General features: G+C 64.0%; 22 protein-coding genes. 15 read left to right on the top strand and 7 right to left on the bottom strand.

Features of this window, described 5'->3' with window-relative positions; all coding sequences use genetic code 11:
• Positions 1-153 precede the first annotated feature (153 nt).
• The 14 genes from AC6LJ5_RS06405 to AC6LJ5_RS06340 all read left to right on the top strand — a co-directional run bounded on the left by AC6LJ5_RS06405 (position 154) and on the right by AC6LJ5_RS06340 (position 12,713).
• Positions 154-705, top strand: coding sequence for an STY4534 family ICE replication protein (locus AC6LJ5_RS06405; protein ID WP_010792166.1), 552 nt, complete (start codon positions 154-156; stop codon positions 703-705).
• Positions 706-760: 55 nt separating this feature from the next.
• Positions 761-1,372, top strand: coding sequence for a DUF3275 family protein (locus tag AC6LJ5_RS06400; RefSeq protein ID WP_023101512.1), 612 nt, complete (start codon positions 761-763; stop codon positions 1,370-1,372).
• An 89-nt stretch (positions 1,373-1,461) separates the two neighbouring features.
• Entirely contained in the window at positions 1,462-1,827 is a 366-nt protein-coding gene (locus tag AC6LJ5_RS06395) for a hypothetical protein (protein WP_013982123.1), read from the top strand.
• Positions 1,828-1,911: 84 nt separating this feature from the next.
• Complete coding sequence (locus AC6LJ5_RS06390) at positions 1,912-2,562, top strand: hypothetical protein (protein WP_003141029.1); 651 nt, start codon at positions 1,912-1,914, stop codon at positions 2,560-2,562.
• 65 nt (positions 2,563-2,627) lie between these two features.
• Complete coding sequence (locus AC6LJ5_RS06385) at positions 2,628-3,737, top strand: DUF6094 domain-containing protein (protein ID WP_023101511.1); 1,110 nt, start codon at positions 2,628-2,630, stop codon at positions 3,735-3,737.
• Between the two features lie 101 nt (positions 3,738-3,838).
• Positions 3,839-4,144 (top strand): hypothetical protein, encoded by a 306-nt coding sequence (locus tag AC6LJ5_RS06380; RefSeq protein ID WP_016851994.1) that lies wholly within the window; start codon positions 3,839-3,841, stop codon positions 4,142-4,144.
• Between the two features lie 99 nt (positions 4,145-4,243).
• Positions 4,244-6,529: a helicase-related protein gene (locus tag AC6LJ5_RS06375; RefSeq protein WP_023121155.1), complete on the top strand. Its 2,286-nt coding sequence runs from the start codon at positions 4,244-4,246 to the stop codon at positions 6,527-6,529.
• Positions 6,530-6,727: 198 nt separating this feature from the next.
• The gene (pilL2, locus tag AC6LJ5_RS06370) at positions 6,728-7,297 is read left to right on the top strand and encodes a PFGI-1 class ICE element type IV pilus protein PilL2 (RefSeq protein ID WP_019484602.1); all 570 of its coding nucleotides are present in this window, start codon (positions 6,728-6,730) and stop codon (positions 7,295-7,297) included.
• The gene (locus AC6LJ5_RS06365; RefSeq protein ID WP_019484603.1) at positions 7,294-7,941 is read left to right on the top strand and encodes a hypothetical protein; all 648 of its coding nucleotides are present in this window, start codon (positions 7,294-7,296) and stop codon (positions 7,939-7,941) included. The genes pilL2 and AC6LJ5_RS06365 overlap by 4 nt, the downstream gene beginning before the upstream one ends.
• A gap of 9 nt (positions 7,942-7,950) precedes the next feature.
• Positions 7,951-8,670, top strand: coding sequence for a TIGR03759 family integrating conjugative element protein (locus AC6LJ5_RS06360; RefSeq protein ID WP_019485290.1), 720 nt, complete (start codon positions 7,951-7,953; stop codon positions 8,668-8,670).
• Entirely contained in the window at positions 8,655-9,272 is a 618-nt protein-coding gene (locus tag AC6LJ5_RS06355) for a lysozyme family protein (protein WP_023083172.1), read from the top strand. Before AC6LJ5_RS06360 ends, AC6LJ5_RS06355 begins: the two co-directional genes overlap by 16 nt.
• Positions 9,269-9,802 carry an integrating conjugative element protein gene (locus AC6LJ5_RS06350; RefSeq protein WP_023083171.1) on the top strand — a complete coding sequence of 178 codons (534 nt, stop codon included), beginning with the start codon at positions 9,269-9,271 and terminating at the stop codon, positions 9,800-9,802. The genes AC6LJ5_RS06355 and AC6LJ5_RS06350 overlap by 4 nt, the downstream gene beginning before the upstream one ends.
• Before the next feature lie 8 nt (positions 9,803-9,810).
• A complete protein-coding gene (traD, locus tag AC6LJ5_RS06345) occupies positions 9,811-11,967 on the top strand; it encodes a type IV conjugative transfer system coupling protein TraD (RefSeq protein ID WP_023083170.1) in 2,157 nt (718 codons plus the stop codon).
• Positions 11,964-12,713 carry a TIGR03747 family integrating conjugative element membrane protein gene (locus AC6LJ5_RS06340; RefSeq protein WP_023083169.1) on the top strand — a complete coding sequence of 250 codons (750 nt, stop codon included), beginning with the start codon at positions 11,964-11,966 and terminating at the stop codon, positions 12,711-12,713. Before traD ends, AC6LJ5_RS06340 begins: the two co-directional genes overlap by 4 nt.
• A gap of 45 nt (positions 12,714-12,758) precedes the next feature.
• Here AC6LJ5_RS06340 and AC6LJ5_RS06335 read toward each other — a convergent pair whose 3' ends face one another.
• From AC6LJ5_RS06335 to AC6LJ5_RS06315, 5 genes are all read right to left on the bottom strand, one after another.
• Positions 12,759-15,386, bottom strand: a complete 2,628-nt coding sequence (locus AC6LJ5_RS06335; RefSeq protein ID WP_019484542.1) for an AAA family ATPase — start codon at positions 15,384-15,386, stop codon at positions 12,759-12,761.
• A 109-nt stretch (positions 15,387-15,495) separates the two neighbouring features.
• A complete protein-coding gene (locus tag AC6LJ5_RS06330) occupies positions 15,496-17,568 on the bottom strand; it encodes an AIPR family protein (RefSeq protein WP_023101508.1) in 2,073 nt (690 codons plus the stop codon).
• Positions 17,568-18,533, bottom strand: a complete 966-nt coding sequence (locus tag AC6LJ5_RS06325) for a PD-(D/E)XK motif protein (RefSeq protein ID WP_019484544.1) — start codon at positions 18,531-18,533, stop codon at positions 17,568-17,570. Before AC6LJ5_RS06325 ends, AC6LJ5_RS06330 begins: the two co-directional genes overlap by 1 nt.
• Positions 18,526-21,186 carry a Z1 domain-containing protein gene (locus tag AC6LJ5_RS06320; protein ID WP_498140069.1) on the bottom strand — a complete coding sequence of 887 codons (2,661 nt, stop codon included), beginning with the start codon at positions 21,184-21,186 and terminating at the stop codon, positions 18,526-18,528. The genes AC6LJ5_RS06325 and AC6LJ5_RS06320 overlap by 8 nt, the downstream gene beginning before the upstream one ends.
• Positions 21,183-22,661 carry an ATP-binding protein gene (locus tag AC6LJ5_RS06315; protein WP_019484546.1) on the bottom strand — a complete coding sequence of 493 codons (1,479 nt, stop codon included), beginning with the start codon at positions 22,659-22,661 and terminating at the stop codon, positions 21,183-21,185. The genes AC6LJ5_RS06320 and AC6LJ5_RS06315 overlap by 4 nt, the downstream gene beginning before the upstream one ends.
• Positions 22,662-22,796: 135 nt before the next feature.
• On the opposite strand from AC6LJ5_RS06315, the gene AC6LJ5_RS06310 reads away from it, so the two are divergent.
• Positions 22,797-23,255: a very short patch repair endonuclease gene (locus AC6LJ5_RS06310; protein ID WP_009397211.1), complete on the top strand. Its 459-nt coding sequence runs from the start codon at positions 22,797-22,799 to the stop codon at positions 23,253-23,255.
• Here AC6LJ5_RS06310 and AC6LJ5_RS06305 read toward each other — a convergent pair.
• Both AC6LJ5_RS06305 and AC6LJ5_RS06300 read right to left on the bottom strand, forming a co-directional pair.
• Positions 23,252-24,871 (bottom strand): DNA cytosine methyltransferase, encoded by a 1,620-nt coding sequence (locus AC6LJ5_RS06305; protein ID WP_019484547.1) that lies wholly within the window; start codon positions 24,869-24,871, stop codon positions 23,252-23,254. The two genes, AC6LJ5_RS06310 and AC6LJ5_RS06305, sit on opposite strands and share 4 nt — an antisense overlap.
• Before the next feature lie 61 nt (positions 24,872-24,932).
• Positions 24,933-25,277, bottom strand: coding sequence for a helix-turn-helix domain-containing protein (locus AC6LJ5_RS06300; RefSeq protein ID WP_425328440.1), 345 nt, complete (start codon positions 25,275-25,277; stop codon positions 24,933-24,935).
• Positions 25,278-25,318 lie beyond the last annotated feature (41 nt).

Genomic DNA, 25,318 nt, shown 5'->3' with positions numbered 1-25,318 from the left:
TCACTCCAGTTCGCACCGGCATCCATGCGCGAACGGCCATCGGTTCTCGATGGCGATGCCTCCAAGCTGTTCCATCAACCCACGCGGGGGTTCCACACCTTCCCCGCCTTGGGTCGGGTGTGTCTCCGCCTCATTGTTCCCAGGAGATTCACCATGACCACTTCCACCGAAAAGTCCTACTTCGATCTGCACATCACCGGCCTCGGGTATCTCAATCGCATCCGCGAAGTGAAGCCCAAGAAGGGCGATGCGTTCCTGGCCTGCGACATCGCGGCTCTGAACGGTCCCAGCGACGACGTCTCGTATGTGCGTTTCGACACGCGCGTATCGGGATCGGAAGCGCAGCACCTGGTGCGCCGCTGCATTCAGGCGGTCGACGCCGAGAAGAAGGTGATGATCGGCTTCCGCTTGGGCGACCTGTGGACCGACACCTTCACCTACTCCAAGGGGAAGCGTGCCGGCGAGCAGGGTGTGAGCCTCAAGGCCCGTCTGCTGTTCGTCAGTTGGATCAAGGTCGACGGCAAGCTCGTCTACAAGGCCGAACCCAAGCCGACCGAGACCGACGAGCGCGACCCGGAAGTCCCTGTGACGTCCGACGCGCCCGCCGCGCAGCAAGCCTCGGCACCGGAGCCTTCCAGGCCCGTCGCCGATGCTGCCGACGACGCTGCCGATGCCCCCGCATTGGCCGTTGCCGAGTCGTTCTGATCCGCAAGGCCCCATCCCCGGGGCCTTGTCTTCTCTTCGTCAGCAGGAGACCTTCATGATCACCATCCCCGGCCAACTGGCCATCAAGACCATCCACGGCAGGAACGGCGACTTCAACGTCGGCCGCCTGGCGACCTCGATCGGCGAGTTCGTCGTGAAGAACGCCGAACTCGATCAGTACCGCGAGGGCAAGTACGACGGTGATTTCGTCATCGTCGAGATTCGCCCCTCCACGTACAACGCCAACGGCCGCATGGTCATCGAGATCCGCGCCCATCTGGGCGGGATGACACTGTCCAACATCGACGCCCTGAGCCGCGACGAGGCCCGCCGGCTGAGTCCGCAGGAAGTCGATCCGATCGACGAGGAAGCGCAGACGCCCGCGCCGGCAACGCCCCCGGCCAAGCCGAAGGCGAAGTCGCGCAGTCCGCGTGATCCCCTGGTCGATACCACGCCGTTCGGCAGCGAATTGGCTCCCGTGTCCGCTGCGGCCTCGGCCGAGGCAGACGACGCGGTGCTGTTTGGTGCCTTGTGGCCCCTGGGCGAGACCGTGAAGCTCGATGCGACCGTGGATCGTCGTGTGCTGCGTCAGCAGCGCGACCGTCTCGACAAGCTCGGCTACGAGTTCGCTCCGTTGTCCCAGGACTGGCACCTCAAAGCTGCCTGATCCATCCGCCGCCTTACGCGGCATTCCGCCACCCGCCGGGGTTCTCCCCCGACGGGGAGGGCTCCGGCCTTTGCTTCAAGGAGACCCTCATGGGCTGGACCTTCGTTCGTCAGACGCGCGATCAGTTGATCCGCGAGCTGCTCGCTCCGCAGGCGTCCGAACGCGCTTGCTGCGAAGTCATCGACCACACACTGGACGGCGACGTTCTGTGGACCGTGGTTCGCGTCACCGCCAGGCAGGCGGGCGTCATGGGCCTCGCGGCCGGTGAGTCCGTCTGCTACATCGGCTGCCATCTGCTGGAAAGCTCGGGCGGCGATTGGGGCTACAAGTCCCTCGATGAGTCCGTGCATCCGTACTACTACTCGTGCCCGCTGCGCTATCTCGACATGGCGCCGGTGCAAAGCTCCGAGTGGCGCGAGCGGGTTCACCGCTTTCACGCGGGACGCGCTGTCTAGCGGCACGCATCTTCCTTCACCCAACCGGGGCGAGCACGGCCCCGCGGGCTGTGGTTGCTCCTTCTTTTCCAAGAGGACATCACCATGCCTGCACCTTCTTCCGCGAAACCGCTGTACCGCATCGACGAATGCCCCGACCTCATGGCCGACGGTTGCGTCGGTGACGAGCAGGGCAATCTCGTCTTTCTCTCGATCTGGGCGCGCGACACCGCCGTTCAGGAGTTCCTCGCCCGCCTGACCCTCGGCCGGGATGAACAGGGACTGGATCAGTTCCACGTCATCACCGAGCAGGGCGCATCCATCCCGGTCTTCGTCGGCAACGTCGAGAACCTGGAAAAGCGCATCACCCGCGCCTATCGGCGAACGCTGTTCGGTTCGCTGACGAATGTGTGGCTGTTCGATCGTCGCTGCGTGAAGCCAGACAAGGCCAACGCCAGCGCGCTGGCGCTTCTGCCCAGGGATTCCGCTCACCGGCTCGACCGGCTGTGGACGCTGGTGCAGGACACCTGCCCGCTGCCACTGCTCGACCACTGGCGCGACACCGTGCTGGAGCTGTTGCAGACACGGCGGATGCTGACCGGTCTTCCCTTGGCCCTCGGGCCGCTGGAAGGCCATCGGCTGGCCCTCGATGTCCCGGCACTGACGAAGGCGCTGGGCGAGCTGATCCGCAACGGCACCCTCGGTGCCACGCAGTACGAACTGGCCGCGAACGCACCGCTTCGGCGTGTGGCGTGAGCCATCCCCACGGGCATGCGCGCCGCGCGTGCCCGCCTTCCCTCATCCATCATCAGGAGAAATCCATGGCACTCATGTTTCCGCGCCTGGCGCGCAATTTCATCCGTAACGGCTACTTCCCCACCGACGAGCCGACGCTGGAGCGGGCCTTGTCCGCACTGGCGCCGTCTCCCGGCTCCATGTCCATCCTCGATCCCTGCGCCGGCGAAGGCGTGGCGATTGCCGAAGCGGCCCACGCCCTCGGGCGCGAGCAGGTCCAGGCCTTCGCCGTCGAGTACGACGCCGAGCGGGCCCGTCACGCACGGCAACTGGTCGATCGCTGCATCCACGGCGACTTGATGGACATGCTGATCTCGCGCCAGTCCTTCGGGCTGTTGTGGCTGAACCCGCCGTATGGCGACCTGAGCAAGGACGTGAACGGCAACATCGGCTATCAGGGCCAGGGCCGTGCGCGGCTGGAAAAGCTGTTCTATCAGCGCGCGCTGCCGCTGCTGCAGTACGGCGGCGTGCTGATCTTCGTCGTGCCGTCCTACGTGCTCGACGCCGAGCTGGTCGGATGGCTGACGCGCCACTTTGCCGACCTGCGCATCTACCGTGCGGTCGAAACGCAGTTCAAGCAGGTGGTGATCTTCGGTCGCAGGATTCGTCAACGCGACCAGGCATCGGATTCGGTCAAGGCCACCCGCGGTCTGCTGCTGCAGATCGGACAGGGCGACGCCGAAGCCGAGGAGCTGCCGCTCGAATGGCCGTTCCTGCCGTACACCGTCCCTGCCAGCCCGGCCGAGCCGGAGCACTTCTATCGCGTGACGATGGAGCCCGAGCAGTTCGCCGATGAAGTCGGCCGGCTGCAAGGACTCTGGCCGGCGCTCGATACCCACCTGGGCGCCGCGCAGCAATCGCTGCGTCCGCCCGCGCGGGCCTTGTCGCACTGGCATCTCGCCCTGGCCTTGGCCGCAGGCGCGATCTCCGGCGTGGTGACGTCCAAGAGCGGGCGCGTGCTCGTCGTCAAAGGTGATACCCACAAGGAGAAGACCCTCCAGACGGAGTACACCGAGCGCGACGACGGCTCCGTGGCCGAGACGCGCATCCTCACCGACAAGTTCGTGCCGGTCATTCGTGCATGGGACTTGACGCTGGGCTCGCCCACGTGGGGCGAAGTGCTGACTATCCGCTGATCGCTGTTCCCTGACGGTTCACCGTCGCTTTCATCCACCCACCGGGGTCACGTTGCCCCGATGGGGTGCCGTGGCCCCATCTTCCAGAAGGAGATACCACCATGGCACTCGCAGTCCTCAACCTCGCGTCCCAAGCACGCTTTTCGCCCGGGCAGGTGGTCATGACCGCCGGCGTCGACGAGCTGGTCCGACAAGGCCGGCTCAACCCCACGCCGTACCTGCGCCGCCATCTTCATGGCGAATGGGGCGACCTGAGCGACAGCGATCGGCGGCAGAACGACGCCGCGCTGAAGTCCGGCGAGGATCGTCTGTTCTCGTCCTACCAGGTCACGCGCGACCTGAAGCTCTGGATCATCACCGAATGGGATCGCAGCGTCACGACGCTGCTGCTGCCCAGCGAATACTGATCCGCATCCAGCGGTCTCGCGCCGCTTCATTCTTCCCACCCCGGGGCATGTCACCGCCCCGTGGGGGAGGTACATGCCCCATTTCTTTGGAGCATCACCATGTCCATCGTTCTCGAAACCGTTCCCTCTACCGCTGATGACGCGCCTGTGCAGGGCGACCTGCTCGAAGCGGCCGCTTCACCCCTCACGCTCAGCCTGCAGGACTTCGTATCGGAGTTCGGCGACGAACTGCTCGATTCGCTCAACCGCGCCAATCCTCCGGTCTACACCGGCCAGGTGCGGGTGCATCGGCAACTGATCCTCGCCGCGCTCAAGCGCAAGCTGTTCCCGGCGCAAGCCGATGTGGTCCATGCCGTCACCGAGCTGTTGGTCGATCGTGGCGAACGCGCCGCGATCGTCAATGGCGAGATGGGCTGCGGCAAGACGACGGTGGGTATTGCCACCGCCGCCGTACTCAATGCCGAAGGCTACCGCCGTACCTTGGTTCTGTCTCCGCCGCACCTGGTCTACAAGTGGCGGCGCGAAATCCAGGAGACGGTGGCCGGCGCCAAGGTCTGGGTGCTCAATGGCCCGGACACGCTGGTCAAGCTGCTGAAACTGCGCGAGCAGTTGGGCGTGCCGGCGCAGGGCCAGGAGTTCTTCGTCCTGGGCCGCGTGCGGATGCGGATGGGGTTCCACTGGAAACCTGTCTTCGTTCGCCGGCGCACGCCTCACGGCGACGTGGGGGCCTGCCCAGATTGCGGGCATGTCATCACCGACCTCGACGGCGAGCCGATCAACCCGGTCGAACTCGAAGCCGAGGAGTCCCGCCGCAAGTGCAGCCACTGCCGTGCACCGCTGTGGTCGTTGATCCGTCCGAGAGGCCTGTCCGCCAGCGACCAGTCCTCGACCGTGCTCAAGGCACTGAAGCGTATTCCAACCATCGGGGAAGTCACCGCGCAGAAGCTGATGCAAAAGTTCGGTGACGCCTTCCTCGCGTCGATGCTCGGGGACAACATCCACGAGTTCATCAACCTGATGGATGGCAACGGCGAGCTGGTCTTCTCGGACCGGCAAGCCCATCGCATGGAACGTGCGATGGCCAACATGGAGTTCGGCTTCGGCGAGGGCGGCTACCAGCCGTCCGAGTTCATCAAGAGGCAGCTTCCCCAAGGCACGTTCGACCTGCTCATCGCCGACGAGGCGCATGAGTACAAGAACGGCGGTTCCGCACAGGGCCAGGCCATGGGGGTGTTGTCGGCCAAGGCGCGCAAGACGCTGCTGCTCACCGGCACGCTGATGGGCGGCTACGGCGACGACCTGTTCCACCTGCTGTTCCGAGCCCTGCCGGGGCGGATGATCGAAGACGGCTACCGGCCGACGAAGAGCGGCAGCATGACGTCGGCCGCGATGGCGTTCATGCGCGATCACGGTGTCTTGAAGGACATCTATTCCGAGAGCACTGGCACGGCGCACAAGACGGCCAAGGGCACCAAGGTATCGGTGCGCACGGTCAAGGCGCCGGGCTTCGGTCCGAAGGGCGTGCTGCGTTGCGTCCTGCCGTTCACGGTCTTCCTCAAGTTGAAGGACATCGGTGGCAACGTGCTGCCGCCCTACGACGAGGAGTTCCGCGAAGTCGCGATGGACACGGCGCAGGCCGCGGCCTACCGCGATCTGGCGGGTCGGCTGACCCAGGAGCTGAAGCAGGCCCTGGCGAAGCGCGACACGACGCTGCTCGGTGTAGTCCTCAACGTGCTGCTGGCCTGGCCGGACTGCTGCTTCCGGTCGGAAACCGTGGTGCATCCGCGCACGCGCAACACCTTGGCGTTCGTTCCGGCTCAGTTCAACGAGCTGGAGGTGATGCCCAAGGAACGCGAGCTGATCGAGATCTGCAAGCAGGAGAAGGCAGAAGGGCGCAAGACCCTGGTCTATTCGGTCTACACCGGCACGCGCGACACCACGTCGCGTTTGAAGGTGCTGCTGGAGCAGGAAGGCTTCAAGGTGGCGGTACTGCGCGCGAGCGTGGATGCCTCCCGCCGCGAAGACTGGATCGCCGAGCAGTTGGACCGCGGCATCGACGTGCTCATCACCAATCCCGAGCTGGTGAAAACCGGCCTGGACTTGCTGGAGTTCCCGACCATCGTGTTCCTCCAGTCCGGCTACAACGTGTATTCGTTGCAGCAGGCCGCCCGGCGCTCATGGCGCATCGGCCAGAAGCAGCCGGTGCGCGTGATCTACCTCGGCTACGCCAACTCCTCGCAGATGACCTGCCTGGGGTTGATGGCCAGGAAGATCATGGTCTCGCAAAGCACGTCGGGAGACGTACCCGAGTCGGGCCTGGATGTTCTGAACCAGGATGGTGATTCCGTCGAGGTCGCACTGGCGCGGCAGCTTGTCACGGTCTGATCCATGTGCCCATGCCGGCGGCCCCTCGGGGTCGCCGGCTTCTTTCCACGGCCCTTCGGGGCCGTTTTTCTTGGGCGTATGGCAGTCCATGGCGCCGCCCCGCCATGTATTCGGGCGGGCGCCAGTGCGTTTTGTTTGCTGCCCGCAGGCCAAGCGGCGGCGATGGTGAGCGCTCCGTGTTCCAGGGAAGCGCCCTCCATGCAACCATCCATCCGCGCTGTTCACCGCCTGGCCCTCGTCGCTGGCTTGCTGGCCGGCAGCCTGTTGGCCGCCGGCTGCGCCACGACCGCTGCGCCGTCTGCGCCAGCGGTGCCGGCCGCATCGCCAACCGCCGTCGCGCCGGAGCCGGGTTTCGTTCCGGTGGCCCGCTACGGCCGCTACACCCTGGTCGAGCTGGTGCCGGAACCTGCGCAGCGTGATCTCTTGCAGCAGGCGGTGGAGGTCTCGATTCCGCCCATGCTCGATGCCAGCGTGGGCGATGCCATGCGCCATGTGTTGCTGCGCTCGGGCTACCGGCTCTGCGATGCGGCCGAGGCCGCTACGCTCTACGCGCTGCCGCTGCCTGCCGCGCACCTGCGCCTGGGCCCGCTGATGCTGCGCGATGCCTTGCTGACCCTTGCCGGCCCCGCCTGGGAGCTGTCGGTCGATGACTTGACCCGCCAGGTCTGCTTCAGCCGGCACGGTGCTCCCACCTTCCTTTCCGCCAACCCGCCCGGCACCGCCACGCCCGTGCCGGACGCCGACCGGCCCGAGGAGATGCAGCCATGACCTTTCCCCAGGCGCCATCCGAGCGCAATTCCCGCACGCGCTGGTTCAAGATCGCCGCGGCCTTCTGGCTGCTGCTCATCAGTGCCGTGGCACTCATCAACAGCGTCGGCTTGTCGCGGCTCGCCGAACAGACCCAGAGCACCGCACAGGATGCGCAGGTCAAGGCGCTGGGCCTGCGCGTGGCCGATCTCGAACACCAGGCCAATGCGGACAAGCGCCGGCCGGTGCCGATCAGCCAGGCCGAATTCGCCAACGCGCGGCAGGCGCTGGACGAACGGATGACGCGCCTCGAAGAGGCCGATGAGGCGAGGGCCTTGGCCGTCGACCTGCAGACGCTGCTGGCGCGCGTGAACGCAATCGAAACCCGCCTGGAGAAAACCCGGCAGGTGGCATCCGCCGCTCGCCCGCGCACTCCGGTTGCGACGAAGCCCAAGGTGCCGGAGCCGCCGTTCCGGGTGCTCGGCGTGGAGCTGCGGGGAGGCGAGCGCTTTCTGTCGATCACCTCCACCGCCGCGGCCTCGCTCGCGGGCGCCCGGCTGCTGCGCGAGGGCGACGCCGAGGGCGGCTGGCAACTGCAGTCCATCGAGGCGCAGGCGGGCGTGTTCCAGGTGAACGGCCAGACGCAGCGCGTTGCGGTGCCGTAGGAGGTCGCCATGAACCTGCGGCCGTTGCTCGCTGCCGTCGTCCTGTTCGCCACTTTCGGCGCATCCGCCCAACCGGCCCCGGTGACGAACTCGCGCATGGTGCCCGCTCAAGTGCAGCCGGGCGCTGATGCCGCGCTCGACGAGAGGCAGGCGCGGGAGTGGGGGCTTCGCTCCGAGGAGTGGGCGCGTTACCGGCAACTGATGCAGGGGCCGCTCGGGGTCTATTCGCCCCAGCTCGATCCGCTCACGGCGCTCGGCATCGAGGCCCGCAGCGACGAGGAGCGCAGGCGCTACGCGGAGTTGCAGGTGCAGGCCGAGGCCCAGCGCGTCGGCAAGACGCTGGCCTACCAGCGGGCCTACGACGCGGCGTGGCAGCGCCTGTTTCCCGGCCAGCCGCGCGTGAGCCTGCCCGGCGCCAAGGCGCAGGGTGCCGGCAACACCGGCTCCGGGCGCCTGGCGGTCTTCGTCAAGGCCGACTGCGCACCGTGCGCGCAGCGCGTGCAGCAGTTGCAGGCGGCCGGCACGGCCTTCGATCTCTACATGGTCGGCAGCCGTCAGGACGACGCGCGCATCCGGCAGTGGGCCACCCAGGCGGGCATCGACCCGGCCAGGGTGCGCGCCCGCACCATCACGCTCAACCACGATGCCGGGCGCTGGCTGTCGCTGGGCCTGCCCGGCGAGCTGCCAGCCGTGGTGCGCGAGGTGAACGGCCAATGGCAGCGGCAATAGGTGCTCCGGGCCGGGAGCGTCGGCCGTCCCGCATCGCCATCCGCTGCGCCAGCGCCATGCTGCTCACCACCGGCGGCTGGGCGCTGGCCGCCCTGGCGCGGGAAGTGCCGCCGCCGGCCTATCAACTGGCGGCGCATCGTGCAGACGTGCCGGCGGCCGTGCTGTACGCGGTGGCCTTGCAGGAGAGCGGCGCCATGCTGCGCGGGCGCCTGATCCCCTGGCCGTGGACGCTCAACGTCGCTGGCTCGCCACAGCGCTACGCCACCCGCGTCGAGGCCTGCGCGGGGCTGCACCGTGCGCTCGCCCACACGCCGGCCAATCGCATCGACGCCGGCCTCGGCCAGGTCAATCTCGGCTACCACACGCATCGCTACACGCAGCCCTGCGAGCTGCTGGACCCGTACCGCAACCTCGCCATCGCTGCGGAAATCCTGCGCGAACAGCACACGCCGGGCGAGGACTGGCTGCTTGCCATCGGCCGCTATCACCGGCCCGCCGGCGGAGCACCCGCGGCGCGCTACCGGCGCAGTGTGCATCGGCACCTGACCCGCGTGCTCGACGCCGGCGTTCCCGTTCCAACCCTCCAGGCCACCACGCCATGAACCACATCGTCCTTATCGCCGCCATCGGGCTGCTGCCCACGACCACCGTCTTCGCGCAGACCGCCTCCGCGCCGTTGATCGTCGTCGAAGACCGCGGCGGCGACTCCGCGCTGCCGTACTACCGGTCGCTGAATCCTCAGCCGGATCAGGCCACACCGCCGGCCCCGATGCCGGCCCCTCGCGTGGGTAACGCAGCCGACGCCGAAGCCGCCATGCTGCCGGTGCGCTCGGCGCAACTGTCGCCGGGCGAGGTGCAGCGCCGCGTCATCCGGGCGCCGGGCCTGACGGCGCTGTTCCTGATCGGCGACGACGAGCGGTCGCGCGCCTGGCTGCGGCAGCGGCAGGCGGCGCTGCGAGAGCTGCAGGCCGTGGGCCTGGTGGTCAACGTGGAGTCGATGGCTGCGCTGACGGCGCTGCGCAGGCTGGCGCCCGGCCTGATCCTGTCGCCGGCCTCCGGCGATGACCTGGCCCAGCGCCTGGGCCTGCGCCACTACCCGGTGCTCATCACGGCCACCGGTGTCGAGCAGTAGGTGCGCAAATGGCCCAACCGCATGCGGTCGAGGTCTTGCTGCGGCCAGCGGTGGAGCTTTATACCGTGGCGGTCTGCACCGGCGCCGCGATTCTGTGCCTGGTGGCACCGTGGTCGCTCGCGCTGAACCCGCTGCTCGGCCTGGGCTCGGCGCTGGCCTTCCTGACCTTCGGCGCGATTCGCCTGCGCGATGCCTGGGCGATCCTGCGCTATCGCCGCAACATCCGCCGCCTGCCGCGCTACGTGATGACAAGTCGCGACGTGCCGGTGAGTCAGCAACGGCTGTTCGTCGGCCGGGGCTTTCGCTGGGAGCAGCGGCACACGCACCGGCTGATGCAGACCTACCGGCCGGAGTTCCGCCGCTATGTCGAGCCGACGGCGACCTACCGGGCCGCCCGGCGGCTGGAGGAGCGGCTTGAGTTCGCGCCGTTTCCCGTCTCGACGCTGGCGCGCGCGCTGGCCTGGGACAGCCCGCTCAACCCGGCGCGGCCGCTGCCGCCGGTCGGCGGACTGCCGCGCCTGCATGGCATCGAGCCGCACGAGGTCGACGTCACCCTGCCGCTGGGCGAGCGTGTCGGCCACACCCTGGTGCTGGGCACCACGCGCGTGGGCAAGACGCGGCTGGCCGAGTTGTTCATCACCCAGGACATCCGCCGCAAGGTCCGCGGCGAGCACGAGGTAGTGATCGTCTTCGACCCCAAGGGCGATGCGGACCTGTTGAAGCGCATGTACGTCGAGGCCAAGCGCGCCGGGCGCGAAGGCGAGTTCTACGTGTTCCATCTGGGCTGGCCGGACATCTCGGCGCGCTACAACGCCGTCGGCCGGTTCGGGCGGATCTCCGAGGTGGCCACGCGCATCGCCGGACAGCTCTCGGGCGAAGGCAACAGCGCCGCGTTCCGCGAATTCGCCTGGCGCTTCGTCAACATCATCGCGCGCGCCCTGGTCGAGCTGGGGCAGCGGCCGGACTACCTGCTGATCCAGCGCCACGTCATCAACATCGACGCGCTGTTCATCGAGTACGCCCAGCACTACTTCGCCAAGAACGAGCCGAAGGCCTGGGAGGTCATCGTCCAGCTCGAAGCGAAGCTGAACGAGAAGAACATCCCGCGCAACATGATCGGGCGCGAGAAGCGCGTGGTGGCCCTCGAACAGTACCTGTCCCAAGTGCGCATCTATGACCCGGTGCTCGACGGCCTGCGCAGCGCCGTGCGCTACGACCGGACCTACTTCGACAAGATCGTCGCTTCGCTGCTGCCGCTGCTGGAGAAGCTCACCACCGGCAAGATCGCGCAACTGCTCGCACCGAACTATTCCGACCTGTCCGACCCGCGACCGATCTTCGACTGGATGCAGGTCATCCGCAAACGCGCGGTGGTCTACGTGGGGCTGGATGCGCTGTCCGACGCCGAAGTCGCGGCGGCGGTGGGCAACTCGATGTTCAGCGATCTGGTCTCGGTCGCCGGCCACATCTACAAGTTCGGCATCGACGACGGGCTACCCGGCGCCGCGGCGGGCACCAAGATTCCGATCAACGTCCACGCCGACGAATTCAACGAACTCATGGGCGACGAGTTCATTCCGATGGTCAACAAGGGCGGCGGTGCCGGCGTGCAGGTGACGGCCTACACGCAGACCTTGAGCGACATCGAGGCCCGCATCGGCAATCGTGCCAAGGCCGGCCAGGTGGTCGGCAACTTCAACAACCTGTTCATGCTGCGCGTGCGCGAGACCGCCACCGCCGAGCTGCTGACGCGACAACTGCCCAAGGTCGAGGTGTACGCCACGGCGCTGATGAGCGGCGCCACCGACAGCTCCGATCCGCACGGCAATACCGCGTTCACGTCCAACACCCAGGACCGCATCAGCAGCAACAGCGTGCCGTTGATCGAGCCGGCGCATGTGGTGGCGCTGCCCAAGGGGCAGTGCTTCGCGCTGACCGAGGGCGGCAACCTCTGGAAAGTCCGCATGCCGCTGCCGGCACCCGACCCCGACGAAGCCATGCCGAAGGATCTGCAGGAGCTGGCCGGCTACATGCGACAGCACTACGTCGAGGCAGGAGACTGGTGGGAGAACCAAGGCATCCCCGGCCTGCAGGACAAGGCGCTGCCCGACGACCTGCTGGACGACTTCAAGCAGATGGCCGCGGCTGAAGAGGCCGAAGCATGAGCGATCCGGCCGTCGCGGCACAGCGCCAGCAGCAACGACAGCAGGGCCTGATCGCCAGCCTGGTCACGCTGCCGTTCCGCTTCTTCGGCGTGCTGTGCGGCGCGCTGCTGCTGTGCATCCTGATCGAATGCGTCGGCATGCACTTCTTCTGGCCCGAGCAGGGCTGGCGCCACGCGCAGGGCATGCTGCACTACGAGCTGGATCAGCTCTCCACGCATTTCACCCGCAGCGCGCTGGTGCAGGAGCCGGGGCGCACCGCGCACCGGCTGGTCGAGCAGGGCTACGACTGGCTGTTCGTGAAAAGCGGTCTGCTGGACTGGATACGCGACGCCTCGGCGCAGGCCAGCGCCGGCAGCCATCGCCCGACCAGGGATTTCCACTACTACCTTGGCTTGGTCTACGTGAACGTGGAGAGCTACCTGATCGCGGCGGCCTACACGACGCTGGTCTTCCTCGTGCGGCTGCTGGTGCTTTGCCTGACCCTGCCGCTGTTCCTGATGGCCGCCTTCGTCGGACTCGTGGACGGGCTGGTGCGCCGGGACATCCGCCGCTTCGGCGCGGGACGCGAGTCGGGGTTCATCTATCACCGCGCCAGGGCCAGCCTGATCCCGCTGGCCGTGCTGCCGTGGGTGACTTACCTGGCACTGCCGGTCAGCGTGAACCCGCTGCTGATCCTGCTGCCCAGCGCCGCGTTGCTCGGCGTGGCGGTGTGCATTGCGGCGGCGACGTTCAAGAAGTATCTGTAGCTGCCCTGCGCCAGGTCAGATGAACGAAGCCATGGCAAATACGTTTCAAGCAATCTTCTTTTGCCTGTCTCGCAGAGACGCGGCCCAGTCCTTCAAAGCCTGAATGTCCTGAAAGAGATCAGCAGGTGGTGGCGGCGCGGCATTCCTGCCGCTGGATGGATCGTGTGCGTCAACAATGTCGCAGCACTTCTTGAATCCGGCGGCGAAAGCATCGCAGTCAGCCTCGGTGAGCGCACTGACCTTCTTCAGGTCCTTGGCGTTGATGTAGTCCCTGTGGCGTTGAATAACGCGGACGAAAGCGATGTCCTCCAGGCCGCGCTCCCATGTGGCGCGCAGCGCGTTGTAGAGCTTTGCCACCTCGACCGCGTACTCGTCTTCCTGGTTGTTGTCATGCAGCAGCTTTGCCGCACGCGCTGCCTTCTCCAACTTGTCGATGCGATCTTCGACGCTCTGGGCCTTCCAGGGCAGGCCGTCGGCCACCATACCGGCTCCCGCGGCGCCACGACTGAGCGTCGTAAGCCGCACTGCCCGCCCGGTCTTCGTCGCGTGGTCATTCAGATCGTTCACGAACACCAGATCATGCGTGAAGACGATGACCTGACGGTTCTCCGCTTCTTCCACGAGACGCTTGGCCACCCGCCCACGCCAGCGATGGTCCAACGAGGACACCGGGTCATCGAAGACCAGAGCAGAGCGGTGCATCGCGGTGGCAAGCTCGGTCATGAAGGCGGCCAGCGCCACGCAGGTCTTTTCCCCTTCGCTCAGGATTTCGTGGACCTTGGCATCCGGCTTGGCGAAGAGGCGTACCTGATATTGCGGTGAGCCGTACTTGCCGCCGGAGCGCACGATTTCGACGCGAACCTTGGAGGCCGCAAGCCTGACAATCTCTTCCTGAAATCTGTCGCGCAGCCGAGGCGTAATCACGGTGTCGGCAATGTCGTTGCCCATCTTGGTGATGGTGTTCGTCGCCGTGTCGCCCGCACACTCGGTCAGAAACTGGATTGTCTTCAGCCGCTGGATTTCGTCAGTGACGACCGGCAGCATGCCGGCGAGCAGCGCCCGGTCGCTCAGCTCGGCGAAATCGGCTTCGAGCTTCTTGCGTTCATCCGCGTCAGCGGACTTGCGCAGCTCGGCGGCGTAGTTGCGGATCGTGGTCTGAAGCTGGCCGAGATCAGGCAGCGGCGACGGTGGAACGGGCGGAAGCTGTAGCTCGCCGTTTCCGCCCAGGGCTTTGAGCAGAACGTGGCGCCGCAGCCGGGCTGCGGCGATGAAGCGGCGCGTCTGCTGCTGCAGCGCTTCATTCTGGAGGCCCAGCTCGTCAAGACTGGCCTTCACCGCCCGCGTGCCGATTGCCCCGACAGCTATGGTCTGCCGTGCGGTCTGAGCTGCCTTCTCTGCCTCGCGTGCCAACTGTTCCGTATCCTTCTGGATGAAGTCCTCGAAGCGTGCCATCCGTGCACGTGCCTCAGCTTCCAATGGCTGCTGGCAAAGCATGCAATGCGCGTCTTCGGCCGACGGCGGAAACGGCTGTCCGGGGTATGCGATCTCCGTCGAGTAGCGTCGGGCGGAATCCCAAAGCGCCCGCCATGTCTCGCCGCCGACGCCGGCAAGGGGTTCCCCCGTGAAGGCCTTCTCCGCGGCAAGACGTGCGGCGTCCCGTTTCGACCGTGCGTCCCTGGCGAGGGCAGCGGCTGCCAGCAGTTCCTCATCGGTGGTTCTGGCTACAACGCTGTTCACCGCGGTAATCAGCCGCATGACGTTGTCGGCTTTGACGGTCTGTTCCGCCGCTGCCTTGGTCGGATTCTTCGACAGGTCTGCCCGCAGACGCTCAAGACGGGCGCTTTCGTCTGCCGAGAGCGCCGCCAGGGTTTCGATCTTCTTTGCGTCAGTATTGGCGTTCAGCGCGGCAAGCGTCTTCCCCACGGCCGTGGTGGCCTTCCAGGTCGGCGCCGCAAAGATCGGATTGCGGGCCTTCTCAAGCTGCTTCTGTTCAGCTGCGAGGGCATCCTTCACCGCCTGACAGGCTGCAGCAAGCTCATCCGGTACGTCCAGACCAAAGGGCCGGAATGCAACTTCGTTCTTCTCGCGGATATGCACGGAGGCGCAGTCGCTATCGAACACGCTCACTGCAGACAGCGTTGCATGCGGATTTGCGCCGTTCTGCCACTGCTCGACCGGCTGCGGCACACCGCCGACCCCGTACGCGATGTTCGCGCCGACGCGCTTCGGGGGCTGATCGGCATACACATTGGGTTCGATTTTTCCGGCATGCCTTGCACGACATGCGCGCTTCAGGATGCGTGCGTAGCCGGACTTGCCCGCACCGTTGTCGCCGTAGATGATCGTTATTCCATTCGGCTCGAAGCCGAGGGTCTGACCGGCGGCAAGGTTGTTCACGCCGGTCACGTCGGCGATCGACAGAAGCGATACCGCGGCGGTCTGACCGGGGTTGGCCGGAAGGTGGGCCTTCTCCAGCGGTACCGCTTTCAGCGCGCCTACGGGGGCACCTTTGCCCTGTTTGCAAAGGTCCACGAGTTCGCCGATATCGGCGTCCGTCAGACGGCCGTTTGCGATGATGCGGCGCAGGGCGTCACGCTGCCAGAGTGGACGATCCTTTGACCAGTCCAGAATCGTTTCCAGGACGGTCTTTTGCTGTGCGGCGGGTTTCTGCATTTCTTGTTCCTCCGTCGCGCTCCAGGATGATGGCAAAGCGCCGCTCGGTGTCCGAATCGAACTTCTCGGCGGGGCGCTTCAAGAACTTGTGACCGCCAATCTTGGGCGCTCAGGGTTCGCTCACAACCACGCCTTCGAGACGCCCCTTGTCGAGAATATCCAGCAACACCACACTCTGCTTTTCTGTCGGGAGCTTGGAGGGAATCTGCATGGCGACCCTAAGCACGCCGTCTTCCTTCGGCGTGAGCAGATCCTTCTCAAGCAGCGACTGATGGATGCGAGCCCATTCCGCAGCGGGAACAGCCAGCACTTTTCGCTGCGCCTCGATGCCGTTGTCGATCCTCTGCGTCTGCTTCGCAGTCTTCACGATCGCTGCCTGATCATCCTGCGGAACAAGTCGATCGTAGAACTCGGGCGGGAGGAGATTGGCAATGGCGTCGGTACGAGCCTGTATCCTCGTCCAGCACGCCTCCTTCTTGCACCACTCGGAAATGTTGGAAATGCCTTGCGGTGGTCTGATGATGTCGTCGTTCACGACCCCCGACACGACAGCGATGGCACTTTCGAGCACCGGATCGACCTTCTGTGCATTCCAGATGCCCAGAAAGTCGATGCTCTCCTTCCTGCGCTTCGTGATGTCACCGAGTACCGCCAGCGTGTAGGCCACGATGTTTGCTCGGTACCCGCCGTTGTACCAAGGCTGCGCAGAAACGATGCGCTCCGTGGCGCGGAAGATCAGACCACGTGCGACAGCCCTCTTGAAATAGAACTCGTTGAACGCGTCGGATGATTTCTCCCACTCGCTGCCGATTCGGGCGGCGTAGCGCGCAAAGTTCTTCTGGGAGCCAAGATTCACCCACCTGGGGTGGTCATCCCAGACATTCTCGAACTTCGCGAGGTCCGTCTTCGTGAACATCTGTGGCTTGGGATGCTCCGCCTTGAAGCGACGCTGCTCCGCGGGTGTGAGCTTCGACTGTGCATCGGCATACTGGCCGCGCGCGCGCTCATAGAACCACCTCGTCTCGCGCGGGGCGCCCTTCTGCGCGGGTGCCCAGATCCGTCGGGAAAACCCTTCCATCCGCACATGGAACGGGTGGTTCGAGAAGAAGTCGGCGGCATTCACCCGATTCTGGGTGTTCGCATACTCCGATATCCTTGGAACGACCGTTTCGCTCTGCAGGCTGTCGATGACGGACAGCTTCAACTGGACGAATATCTGGGAAAGATCGGCCTTGTCCCGCTTCCGTGTGTGGAACAGCGATGCCGTGGTCTGGCCACCATTGACGATCTGGAGATCGACAACCCTCGTGATCGCCAGACCGGAATCCGTCATCCCTGTCTCGACACTCTGTGCAGTAGCCGTAATCCCGTTGTTGTAGGCAAAGAACATCCCAGGTTCGTTCAGGATCGTCGCCCTTATTCCCTGGTTCACATTGCCGCGCGCCTGCAGGAACGTACGGACGTTCTGCTCAAGCAACCGCGCTCCGAATCTTTCGTACAGGGTCGCCAGCACCTCGGCAGGCATGACCATGAGATAGGATTGATAGGCATCGGTCCCCAGGTGTGCGGGAAGGCAGGCGATGCCCTTGCCGAACATCTGCTCGAAGTCGAGGTCGAGTGGCTCCTTGTGGCTGCGGGAGCTTCGCTGACGATGAAGTCGTGAGATGTCCCAGATGTGGTGAGCAACCGGAACACCTGCCACTTCCGTATCGGGAAGGGCCTGGATTTTCTCGCTGAGCGTGCGCTCGGAGAAGAGAACCAGGTTGACCTGCCGAATGGCGTCCTTGCGATCCGCAATCTGCCTGGCAAGGCCGTACTCCGGCGATGTGACCTCCAGTTCGCCGGCCAGGCCCTTGTTGGCGCTGGCCTCGAAGAAGTTGGCAACACGCTTGAATGCCGCGGCCACTTCCGTTCTGGTGAGCGATGCTAGCTCGTTTCGGGAGTCGAAGTCCGCGATGAAGAGGTCCAGAACTCCTTCGTCATTGAACCAGTAGCCGTCCACGCGCATACCACGCTGCGCCCGGAAATGGCAGAGTTCGAACCCTTCCGTGAAGCCTGTCTCGACAAGGTCGTTCGCGATGGCCTCCATGAATTCGGAGAGCTGGAAGCTGCCATTGGCCTCGGCGCCCGCCAAAAGTTCCTGTCGGAAGTCGTGGAAGAACTCTTCGTCGGTCTGCTCCATCAATCCTCCCCGAAGATGGATGCTTCGTCACACTTGTACGGAGCAATCGTTTCCAGCCTGATGTCGTAGGCCACGTTGGCAATCCCTGGCGGCAGTTGCGACCGCATCAGACGCGGAAATCCGTCACCAACACGATAGCTGCGCACGTCGCTGACGACAAAGCGAGGCTCATCGTAGTCAGGGAGCGGCGCGTAGCCGTGCGCAACCAGCTTCCGGTCAAAGGCCTCGACGGCGTCCGCCTCGCCGAGCCGTGCCTGGACTGCAGTGACGATCTCGTTGAGCGATCGAGCTCCTGCCGCGTCGGCCAGACTGCTCAGCCGGTACACGCGCAGGAACAGCGCATCGTTCAGGGATTCGAGCTGGTCTTCCGATGAAATGCGGACGCTGCTCCGCTCTGCGCCAGAGAGCGATTTGACCTCGACGGCTGTGTTGCCAAAGATGAAATCCTGATGTGATCGTTCCGGACCGAGCCAGGCCTCGACGGCGTCACTGCTCGACATCTGCCGATCGATCAGTTCCGTCAGAAAGACGATTTCGGCGAAGAGACCGCGGACTTCCTCGATGGACAGGTGCTGACTCCGGCCTGACAGGAAGGTCTTCCAACGGCGGATGTGTGCCAGAGAGATCGCGAGAGAACTCGCCGAGTCGGTGGCGTGCTCCAGCGAGGATGCAAGGGTGCGGCACAGTCCTTCGAAGAGATCGCGGTCGACCTGCCTTTCAAGGGCGAGGACCAAGTGCTGCTGTCCCTGATCTCCGGCACGAAGATCGACATCGATGCCGTTCACCGTGACCGCGTTCTTCCGGTACTGGGCTGCGTGGTCGCCCTGAAGCTCCACGATGAACAGGCAGGCGCCACTGGCATCGCGTCCCCAGAAACAGGGCACGGCCGTTCCCACCGCAACCTGGCGGACATTGAAGTCCGCTCCCGGAACGGCGATGTCATCCCACGGAGAGGACTCAGGCATCGTAGTCATCCTCCTCGTCAGGATCGTCGGCGTAACCCTGCATCTGCTGGAGCCAGACCTTGTTCACGACGACATTGATGGTCGTCGAATAGTCCCCGTAGGGAAAACTGACGCCGAAGGCGGCGATCGGTCCCGTCACGGCCTCGCCCTTGGGCTCCAGGCTGTGAATCATGAGGAGCGGCTTGTTCCGGACCATACGGTAATGTGTGTCGGATACCGCTCCTGAGCCATCTTCGCCGCCAGCCAGCGTCCTGGCCTCATTGCGTTGTACGTCGCTGAGCCCGAGCTTCTCGTCGCCACGCGAGGCAACCCTGTCCTTGTTCAGGCGCCACGAAGTGCCGTTCGGCTGATCCTTCCCGACGACGCGCACCTGATTCCTCAGGGTGAACGGGTTTTCACCGCCTGAGCCACCCGAAGGGGAAATCAGCAGAACATCGGCCAGCGGGCGCTTCGTCGCAATCCGTTCGAGATAGCTCACCACGTCCGACTTCTGTCCGGCAAAGGTCGAATGGCATTCGAACCGGGTGAGGAAGTCGTCGATCACCTCGACAGGCACGTCCCTGAAGATGACGCCCTTTTCGGTGGACTCCTCCGGTCGCCCGCCGAATCCACTTCGCCAGTGATCGCCGATCAGCGCAAGGTTCCTGGCATTCACGTCAGGGTCGGTGGAGACAATGTAGCTCTCCCGCAGTCGTCCACTGAAACTCTGCTCGACCGTGACCTCCTGGCCCGATCGCATCTTGTTCGCCGCCGTGATCAGCAGGCTGTCCGGATGCGAGCGGACGTACAGGCCAAAATCCTTCGGGCTGAGGCGATCGCGCCGCATGCGCTTGACCTGCTGTACAAGCTCTTCGGCGGCATCGGCGATGTGGGAGTACCAGTTGATCGAGTCGCGCGAGAGATGGACGCGGCAGAGGTCCTCGAAGCCCGGCCGGTAGCCGAACCAGCGGCCCATCTGCATGAGGGTGTCGTACATCTTCGTATTGCGGTACATGTAGCTGACGGTCAACCCCTCGATGGTCAAGCCTCGGGAGAGGCTCAGACCACCGACCGCGACCGCGGTCAACCCGACTCCTTCCTTCGCGTAGCGGGCGTAGTCGAGCACCTCGTCACTCTTGCTGTTGATGACATAGAGGTGGAGGTGCTCGAAGACGCCGCTGAGGGCAGTCTTCACTTCCGCCCAGGTAAACCCAGCATCGGCATACTCGGCATCGAAGGCATGCTTCAGGCCCTGCATGTACGCGTTTCTTGAGGAAACCTCTTCCGGCATCGCGTAGTTGGCGAGAACCGCTTCCCTGATCTTCTTCTCCCTGAGACTCAGGAAGTCACGCACGGCCTTCTGAACGGGCACGAAGCGCGACACATTGACCATCATTGAGCAATGCTTGCTGGTCTGCCCACGCAGGTTCCGGATGGCGCGGGCGACGATGAATTCGTCGAGTGCGCGATAGAGGCTGGGGGGCAACTCGTGGACGGGATCGTCACGCTTGTGGGCGTACGGGATGAGATCCTCGCAATCGTCGATCGGCCTCACGATCGATTGACTGGTCGCCTCGTCGAGGAACACCTTCTCGGCACCGAAGTACGTCGTTGGCGCGTCCAGGCAATAGATGAAGTCGCGCGGGAACAGCTCCTCACGCACATCATCGCCATAGGCGTCGGGGTTGATGAAGATGTTGGCGAACGGTGTCGCCGTGTAGCCGACATAGCACGATTTCGCGAACAGCCCGAGGATGCGCCGGATCATCGCATTCGTTCGGGTCGGATCCAGATCCTCCTTGTTCGTGTTGATCGACGCGTTGTCGGCCTCGTCGTCAATCAGCAGCATCGGCACGTCGGAAATCCGGCCATCGCCCTCGGCGTTCAGCTCCTTCAGCCACTTGTGAAGAGCCGTGAGCGTCGTGACGTTCTTCTTGATGACCAGAATGATCGGCTTGCTGAAGTCGTTGATCTTCCAGCCGCTCTTTTCCGCCGTGTTCTTGTTGAAGTCCTCGTTGATGTTGGTGAGGGTGGCCGGATGCGGATAGCCCGGCGCGAGGCCGACACCGATGTTGCGACGATCCTCGGGATCGCTGGATCGGCCGATGAAAGCCTCATCGATGCGCTGCTGCGTCTGCTTGCGCAGATTGTTGTGAATGCCGGCGACGACGATGATGAACTTGTAGCCAGCGTCGGCGGCGCGTGCTATCAGGCCGGTGTAGTTGGCCGTCTTGCCCGACTGCACATGACCGATGACAAGTCCGCGACGGTTCCAAGTTGTGCCCTCGCTCAACGGGTCCTGCAGGTGGCCGAGAATGCGGGTCGTCACATCGCTCAGCGACTGGACCATCTGCGGTGGCCAACCTTCCTTGAGAAGAAAGTTTCCATAGGATTCCGCATAGGTCCAGGCGACATCCTCACGCTTGTGGACCCACTGATCATCATGCTTCGCAGTGACATCCACCAGCGAAACACCGGCACCCATGCGCGTGTCGACCGAGATCATCGCCTCGGTGACGATATTGCGGAGATCACCCGTATAGCCGAAGATCGCGGCGATCTGTCTCGCCTTCTCCTCCACCTGCTCGCGCGTCGGCGTCTCGGCCATGTTGGCAAGGCCCGAGATGAGCGCGTTGGCGATGTTCCGTTCTTCCGTGATGACTGTGAGGCTCATGCAAAGGTCTCGCTGATGAATTTTTCGGCCAGTTCGATCTGGCCATCGAAAAGGTGCGTCGAGCGCACGATCTGGAGAAAGGCATTCGGATCGCCCGGCCCGTCGCCGTAGAGCACCTTCCTGAGACTCTTCAGGCGCTCCAAAGTCTGACTTTCATCCACCGCCCTCTGGTTGAACTCGCGCGGATGGGTCGAGTAATCGGAATAGATCATCTCCACCGGCAGGGAGGCGGCAATCGAATCCAGCAGGACACGAAGCAGATCCGCATTCTCGGGCGAGAGTCTTGTGCCCAGGGATGCGATGAGCGGGTGCTGCTCGTTGATTGCGAAACGGATGCCGCCGTGATCGGCGTAGCGCTCCCAGAACGGGGCCTGGCTTTCCTGAAAAAGCCTCTGCCCGCGTCCCCGATGCACCGTCACGCTGCGGGCAGTGATCCTGTTGATGATCTGACGCAGGCGCTCCCGCACCGCATGCGGCGGGCGGGCACGCGATTTCTTGATGTCGATGGTCCAGGCTTCGTCCAGACTGTTGGGAAAGTCGATCTGTACCCGCGCCAACTTGGTGGCCTCACCCTTCGGCACGAGTCTGAACCAGTCGCCCCAGGCCATCAGGCGGCCGTTTCGATAGACGTAGCCCCCCTGATTGGAGATGAAGTCACTGCGATCCTGGTAGTAGTCGTACTCGGACGCGGACAGACGACTGTGGTGTGGAAGCACGTAAGGCTGCAGGCGCACCTCGGCCTCGCCGATGCGGACGATCTCCTCCGGAAGCACCTGGGTGGCAGGATTCTTCCTGCAGAAGGGGTCGAATGCCGTAATCGGACGACCATTGACGGTGAGAGAAATCCTGGCATGTCCCTTGATCTCACCCGAGAGAAACCGGTGGAAGACAAGTGACAGATGTCTGCCCACCGCCTCAAGCTTCTCATTGACGATCTCGTCTCGACGATCCCCGGCCTCGTCCTCCATCAATCGGTCGAGCTCTCGCCAGATAACGGCCGTGCCCCGGGCGCCGAGCCGTTCGACATAAGGCAACCCATGGATGTCCGCATCGTCCAGGATGGAAAGAATCCAGTCGTCGGCAGCATCGATGCGATCCAGATTCCATTCGGCTCCGCAGACAGTTCCATCGCGCGTGCTCACAACGGTCAGCGAGCGACATTGGGAAAACGAGGCTGTCTTCAGGCCAAGGCCGAAGCGCCCAAGATCCTTCGGCGACCGATGCTGCCTGGGGTTGCCGGTCCCATGACGCATCGCATCGAGCAGCTCGTCTTCCGTCATCCCCCTGCCGTTGTCGAGGATGACCATCACAGGATGCTCACCGGACACATCGCAAATGATGTCGATGGTGTCCGCGCCAGCGGAAATGCTGTTGTCGATCAGATCGGCAATCGCAGTTTCGAGCGAGTACCCAAGGTCCCGCATCGATTCGGAAAGGCAGGCCGCGCTCGGCGGATGACTGCGATCACGAGCCATCGGCTTCCTCTTGCGTCTTCTCGTGAGTCACGTGCATGGTAAGCTCCGAATTGCTGCTTCGGGTGTCGTCTTCATCCGTTCGCATTGCCAAGCGGAAGCGCGGAGCTGCCATTTCTGCAGACATTCAGGCGGAAGATGCTCAAGACCATGCGCGTTCCTACCACTCCGCAGCGCAGCCGCATGATGTCGAGCATTCGCGGAAAGAACACCCGGCCGGAACGGATACTTCGCTCCCTCCTTTTCGCCAGGGGTTTTCGATATCGACTTCATGTGCGGGGGCTGCCCGGCTCCCCCGACCTTGTGTTCCCGAAGCGCAGAGCAGTGGTGTTCGTCCATGGCTGCTTCTGGCACCGACATGAAGGCTGCCGCTACACAACCACTCCCAGGACCAATGAAGATTTCTGGCGGCAGAAATTCCAGGGAAATGTCGCTCGCGACAGGCGCCATGCGGAGATGCTCCATGCTCTCGGCTGGCGCGTGGCGGTCGTCTGGGAGTGCGCCTTGAAGCACTCGGTCGAGGAGACTGCGCAAGCGGTTGAGGAGTGGCTGCATGGCGATGAAGATGTCCTGGTGATTGGTCAGAGCATTGACTAGCCCGCTTCGGCAAGCACCGGAAGCTGTTCTGGCAGGTTTCGCGGCACGCTTCCCGCCGGCCTCTTCTGTACGGCATCACCAGCCTGCCTCCGCCTCCTCCTGCTCATCTCGTTCAGAAGACTACGAACGATCTTGGCCAGTTTGTGGGCAAGCAACGGAGGCACCGCATTGCCGACCTGGGTGTACTGCTCCGTGCGGTTGCCCGCGAAGACGTAGTTGTCGGGAAACGTCTGGAGCCGTGCTGCTTCCCTGACCGTGAGACTTCTGCATTGGGAGGGGTCGTAGTGGATGTAGTAGTGCCCGTCCTTGGCAATGTGAGCCACCACCGTGGTGGACGGTTCGTTCCTGCACTGCACGCGGAACCGATCCTTGAACGGGATCGCTTCGGATTCCCGATCGACATGCACATTGATGTGATCGGGAAGCAGCTTGGGAGGGAACACATCCAGCCGTGGGCAATATCCCCATAAATGAGCGAAGCTGGCCGAGAAAAGATAGCGAGCAAGATCGGATGCCATGTGCGCGCGCGCTTCATGCTGACAGACACCACCCAGGCTTCGGTCGTGAAGCCATTGCTGAAGCTCGGTCGGCTTCTTCGGCCTTCTATAGCCTCGTGAAATGAAGGCGCCACCGGTCGTGGTGCTGGTTGCCGCAGCGGCAAAGGCACGCATTGTCCCGATCATGACGGACTCGTTTTCTGTCCTCCATCCCTTGACGTAAGAGGGGGCAGCCTGAACAGCCTTGCGCCATGCCTCCACTGAATCGCCACGCGACAGCTTGCTGCGGATTCGGGGAAGATCGTCAATGGCCTGTTTGACCGTGACAGGCCTTGCTACTGGTGCCAGCAACTGGTGTTGAGGCATGTCCAGCCCCTTTCTCACTCCGAGCAGAATCACGCGATGCCTGCTTTGCGGGATCCCATGGCGCTCAGAATGGATAAGGTAGTCGGTGGGTTCCAGCGAACTGCCGTCGCCCTTCTTGGTGAAGGATCGGATCTCATATTCGAGCCCCTCGGTCGGCATCGAAAGATCCGCAATGATCTTCTCGAACATCGGGTCGCCGGAGTGCTTTGAGGAAAGCAGACCCTTGACATTCTCCATCACGAAGATGGTGGGCTTGTGCACCTGGATGATTCTCAGGTACTCCCTGTAGAGGAAGTGCTTTTCATCCTTGTGAAAGTCCTTGTCGTTGGCGCGTCTGGAGCGCCCCGCCAGCGAATACGCCTGGCAGGGCGGGCCGCCGATCAGCACCCAGGTTTCCTGCCCCTTCAGTGCAGCACGAATTTCCCTGTCGATACTGGCTTCGTCGGACTTGCCAAGCTCCAGGCACCTCGCCTCGGCGGCAGCATGCTCGAAGGCGCTGGCCACGGCAGGGATCCTGCGGAAAGCGGCCTCATCGATCTCGCCCCGTATGTAGCTGTAGTAGTGCTTGACGTCCTTGGTGCCACGCAAACGCCTGAACACTGCCCTGAGCGTCAGCGTGCGATGTGCGACAGCATCCTTTTCAATGGAAAGGGCGATCTCGAAGAATGGCTGCCGCTTGTGGCCCTGCAGGGAAGCAAATCCTTCCCCGAGCCCTCCTGGGCCAGCAAAAAGATCAATTATGGGAACTGGCACGCCAGCAATCCTCCCCTTGGTTCTTTCCCGAACGTGATTCGGTTGCCGATTTGGTGCACGCTCACTCTGCCTCCGGCTTCTTCTTGCTGATGCTTTCGGCGATCCACCGATCCAGCTCCGAGCGGCGGAAGCGCCAGGTACCTCCAAGCTTGAACGCCGGAATCTCGCCTTTCTGGGCAAGGCGATAGACCGTCCGTTTCCCGGCTTTGAGGTAGGCCGCGACCTCCTCAAGCGTGAGGATCTCGCTCTCGACTTCAGTCATCCGGAAACCATCCGATCTGGCCTTTCGTAGATTACGATTGCCAAGTTTAGCCAATTCTACCAAGCTGCGGTAGGCGCTGGCCAACTCCGCAATCCCGGGAGCATTGCACGGTTGATCGCCAGCTCGCCCCGGGAATCCGGTCATGCCGGAGTTCCCATTCCCTGCGGCGCAAAGCGAGAGCGCGC

Source organism: Achromobacter sp. 1011791174, assembly GCF_059760925.1.
The sequence above is the reverse complement of the archived record's forward strand: the minus strand, read 5'-3'. Positions and strand labels throughout refer to the sequence as shown.

Bases quoted from the DNA above. Each gene is read 5' to 3' on its own strand.
- AC6LJ5_RS06400 (WP_023101512.1), top strand. From the start codon at position 761: ATGATCACCATCCCCGGCCAACTGGCCATCAAGACCATCCACGGCAGG.
- AC6LJ5_RS06385 (WP_023101511.1), top strand. From the start codon at position 2,628: ATGGCACTCATGTTTCCGCGCCTGGCGCGCAATTTCATCCGTAACGGC.
- AC6LJ5_RS06375 (WP_023121155.1), top strand. From the start codon at position 4,244: ATGTCCATCGTTCTCGAAACCGTTCCCTCTACCGCTGATGACGCGCCT.
- AC6LJ5_RS06335 (WP_019484542.1), bottom strand. From the start codon at position 15,386: ATGCAGAAACCCGCCGCACAGCAAAAGACCGTCCTGGAAACGATTCTG.
- AC6LJ5_RS06355 (WP_023083172.1), top strand. From the start codon at position 8,655: ATGGCAGCGGCAATAGGTGCTCCGGGCCGGGAGCGTCGGCCGTCCCGC.
- AC6LJ5_RS06365 (WP_019484603.1), top strand. From the start codon at position 7,294: ATGACCTTTCCCCAGGCGCCATCCGAGCGCAATTCCCGCACGCGCTGG.
- AC6LJ5_RS06325 (WP_019484544.1), bottom strand. From the start codon at position 18,533: ATGCCTGAGTCCTCTCCGTGGGATGACATCGCCGTTCCGGGAGCGGAC.
- AC6LJ5_RS06390 (WP_003141029.1), top strand. From the start codon at position 1,912: ATGCCTGCACCTTCTTCCGCGAAACCGCTGTACCGCATCGACGAATGC.
- AC6LJ5_RS06405 (WP_010792166.1), top strand. From the start codon at position 154: ATGACCACTTCCACCGAAAAGTCCTACTTCGATCTGCACATCACCGGC.
- AC6LJ5_RS06310 (WP_009397211.1), top strand. From the start codon at position 22,797: ATGCTCAAGACCATGCGCGTTCCTACCACTCCGCAGCGCAGCCGCATG.
- AC6LJ5_RS06395 (WP_013982123.1), top strand. From the start codon at position 1,462: ATGGGCTGGACCTTCGTTCGTCAGACGCGCGATCAGTTGATCCGCGAG.
- AC6LJ5_RS06350 (WP_023083171.1), top strand. From the start codon at position 9,269: ATGAACCACATCGTCCTTATCGCCGCCATCGGGCTGCTGCCCACGACC.
- pilL2 (WP_019484602.1), top strand. From the start codon at position 6,728: ATGCAACCATCCATCCGCGCTGTTCACCGCCTGGCCCTCGTCGCTGGC.
- AC6LJ5_RS06360 (WP_019485290.1), top strand. From the start codon at position 7,951: ATGAACCTGCGGCCGTTGCTCGCTGCCGTCGTCCTGTTCGCCACTTTC.
- traD (WP_023083170.1), top strand. From the start codon at position 9,811: ATGGCCCAACCGCATGCGGTCGAGGTCTTGCTGCGGCCAGCGGTGGAG.
- AC6LJ5_RS06380 (WP_016851994.1), top strand. From the start codon at position 3,839: ATGGCACTCGCAGTCCTCAACCTCGCGTCCCAAGCACGCTTTTCGCCC.
- AC6LJ5_RS06340 (WP_023083169.1), top strand. From the start codon at position 11,964: ATGAGCGATCCGGCCGTCGCGGCACAGCGCCAGCAGCAACGACAGCAG.
- AC6LJ5_RS06330 (WP_023101508.1), bottom strand. From the start codon at position 17,568: ATGGAGCAGACCGACGAAGAGTTCTTCCACGACTTCCGACAGGAACTT.
- AC6LJ5_RS06315 (WP_019484546.1), bottom strand. From the start codon at position 22,661: ATGGCTCGTGATCGCAGTCATCCGCCGAGCGCGGCCTGCCTTTCCGAA.
- AC6LJ5_RS06300 (WP_425328440.1), bottom strand. From the start codon at position 25,277: ATGACCGGATTCCCGGGGCGAGCTGGCGATCAACCGTGCAATGCTCCC.
- AC6LJ5_RS06320 (WP_498140069.1), bottom strand. From the start codon at position 21,186: ATGAGCCTCACAGTCATCACGGAAGAACGGAACATCGCCAACGCGCTC.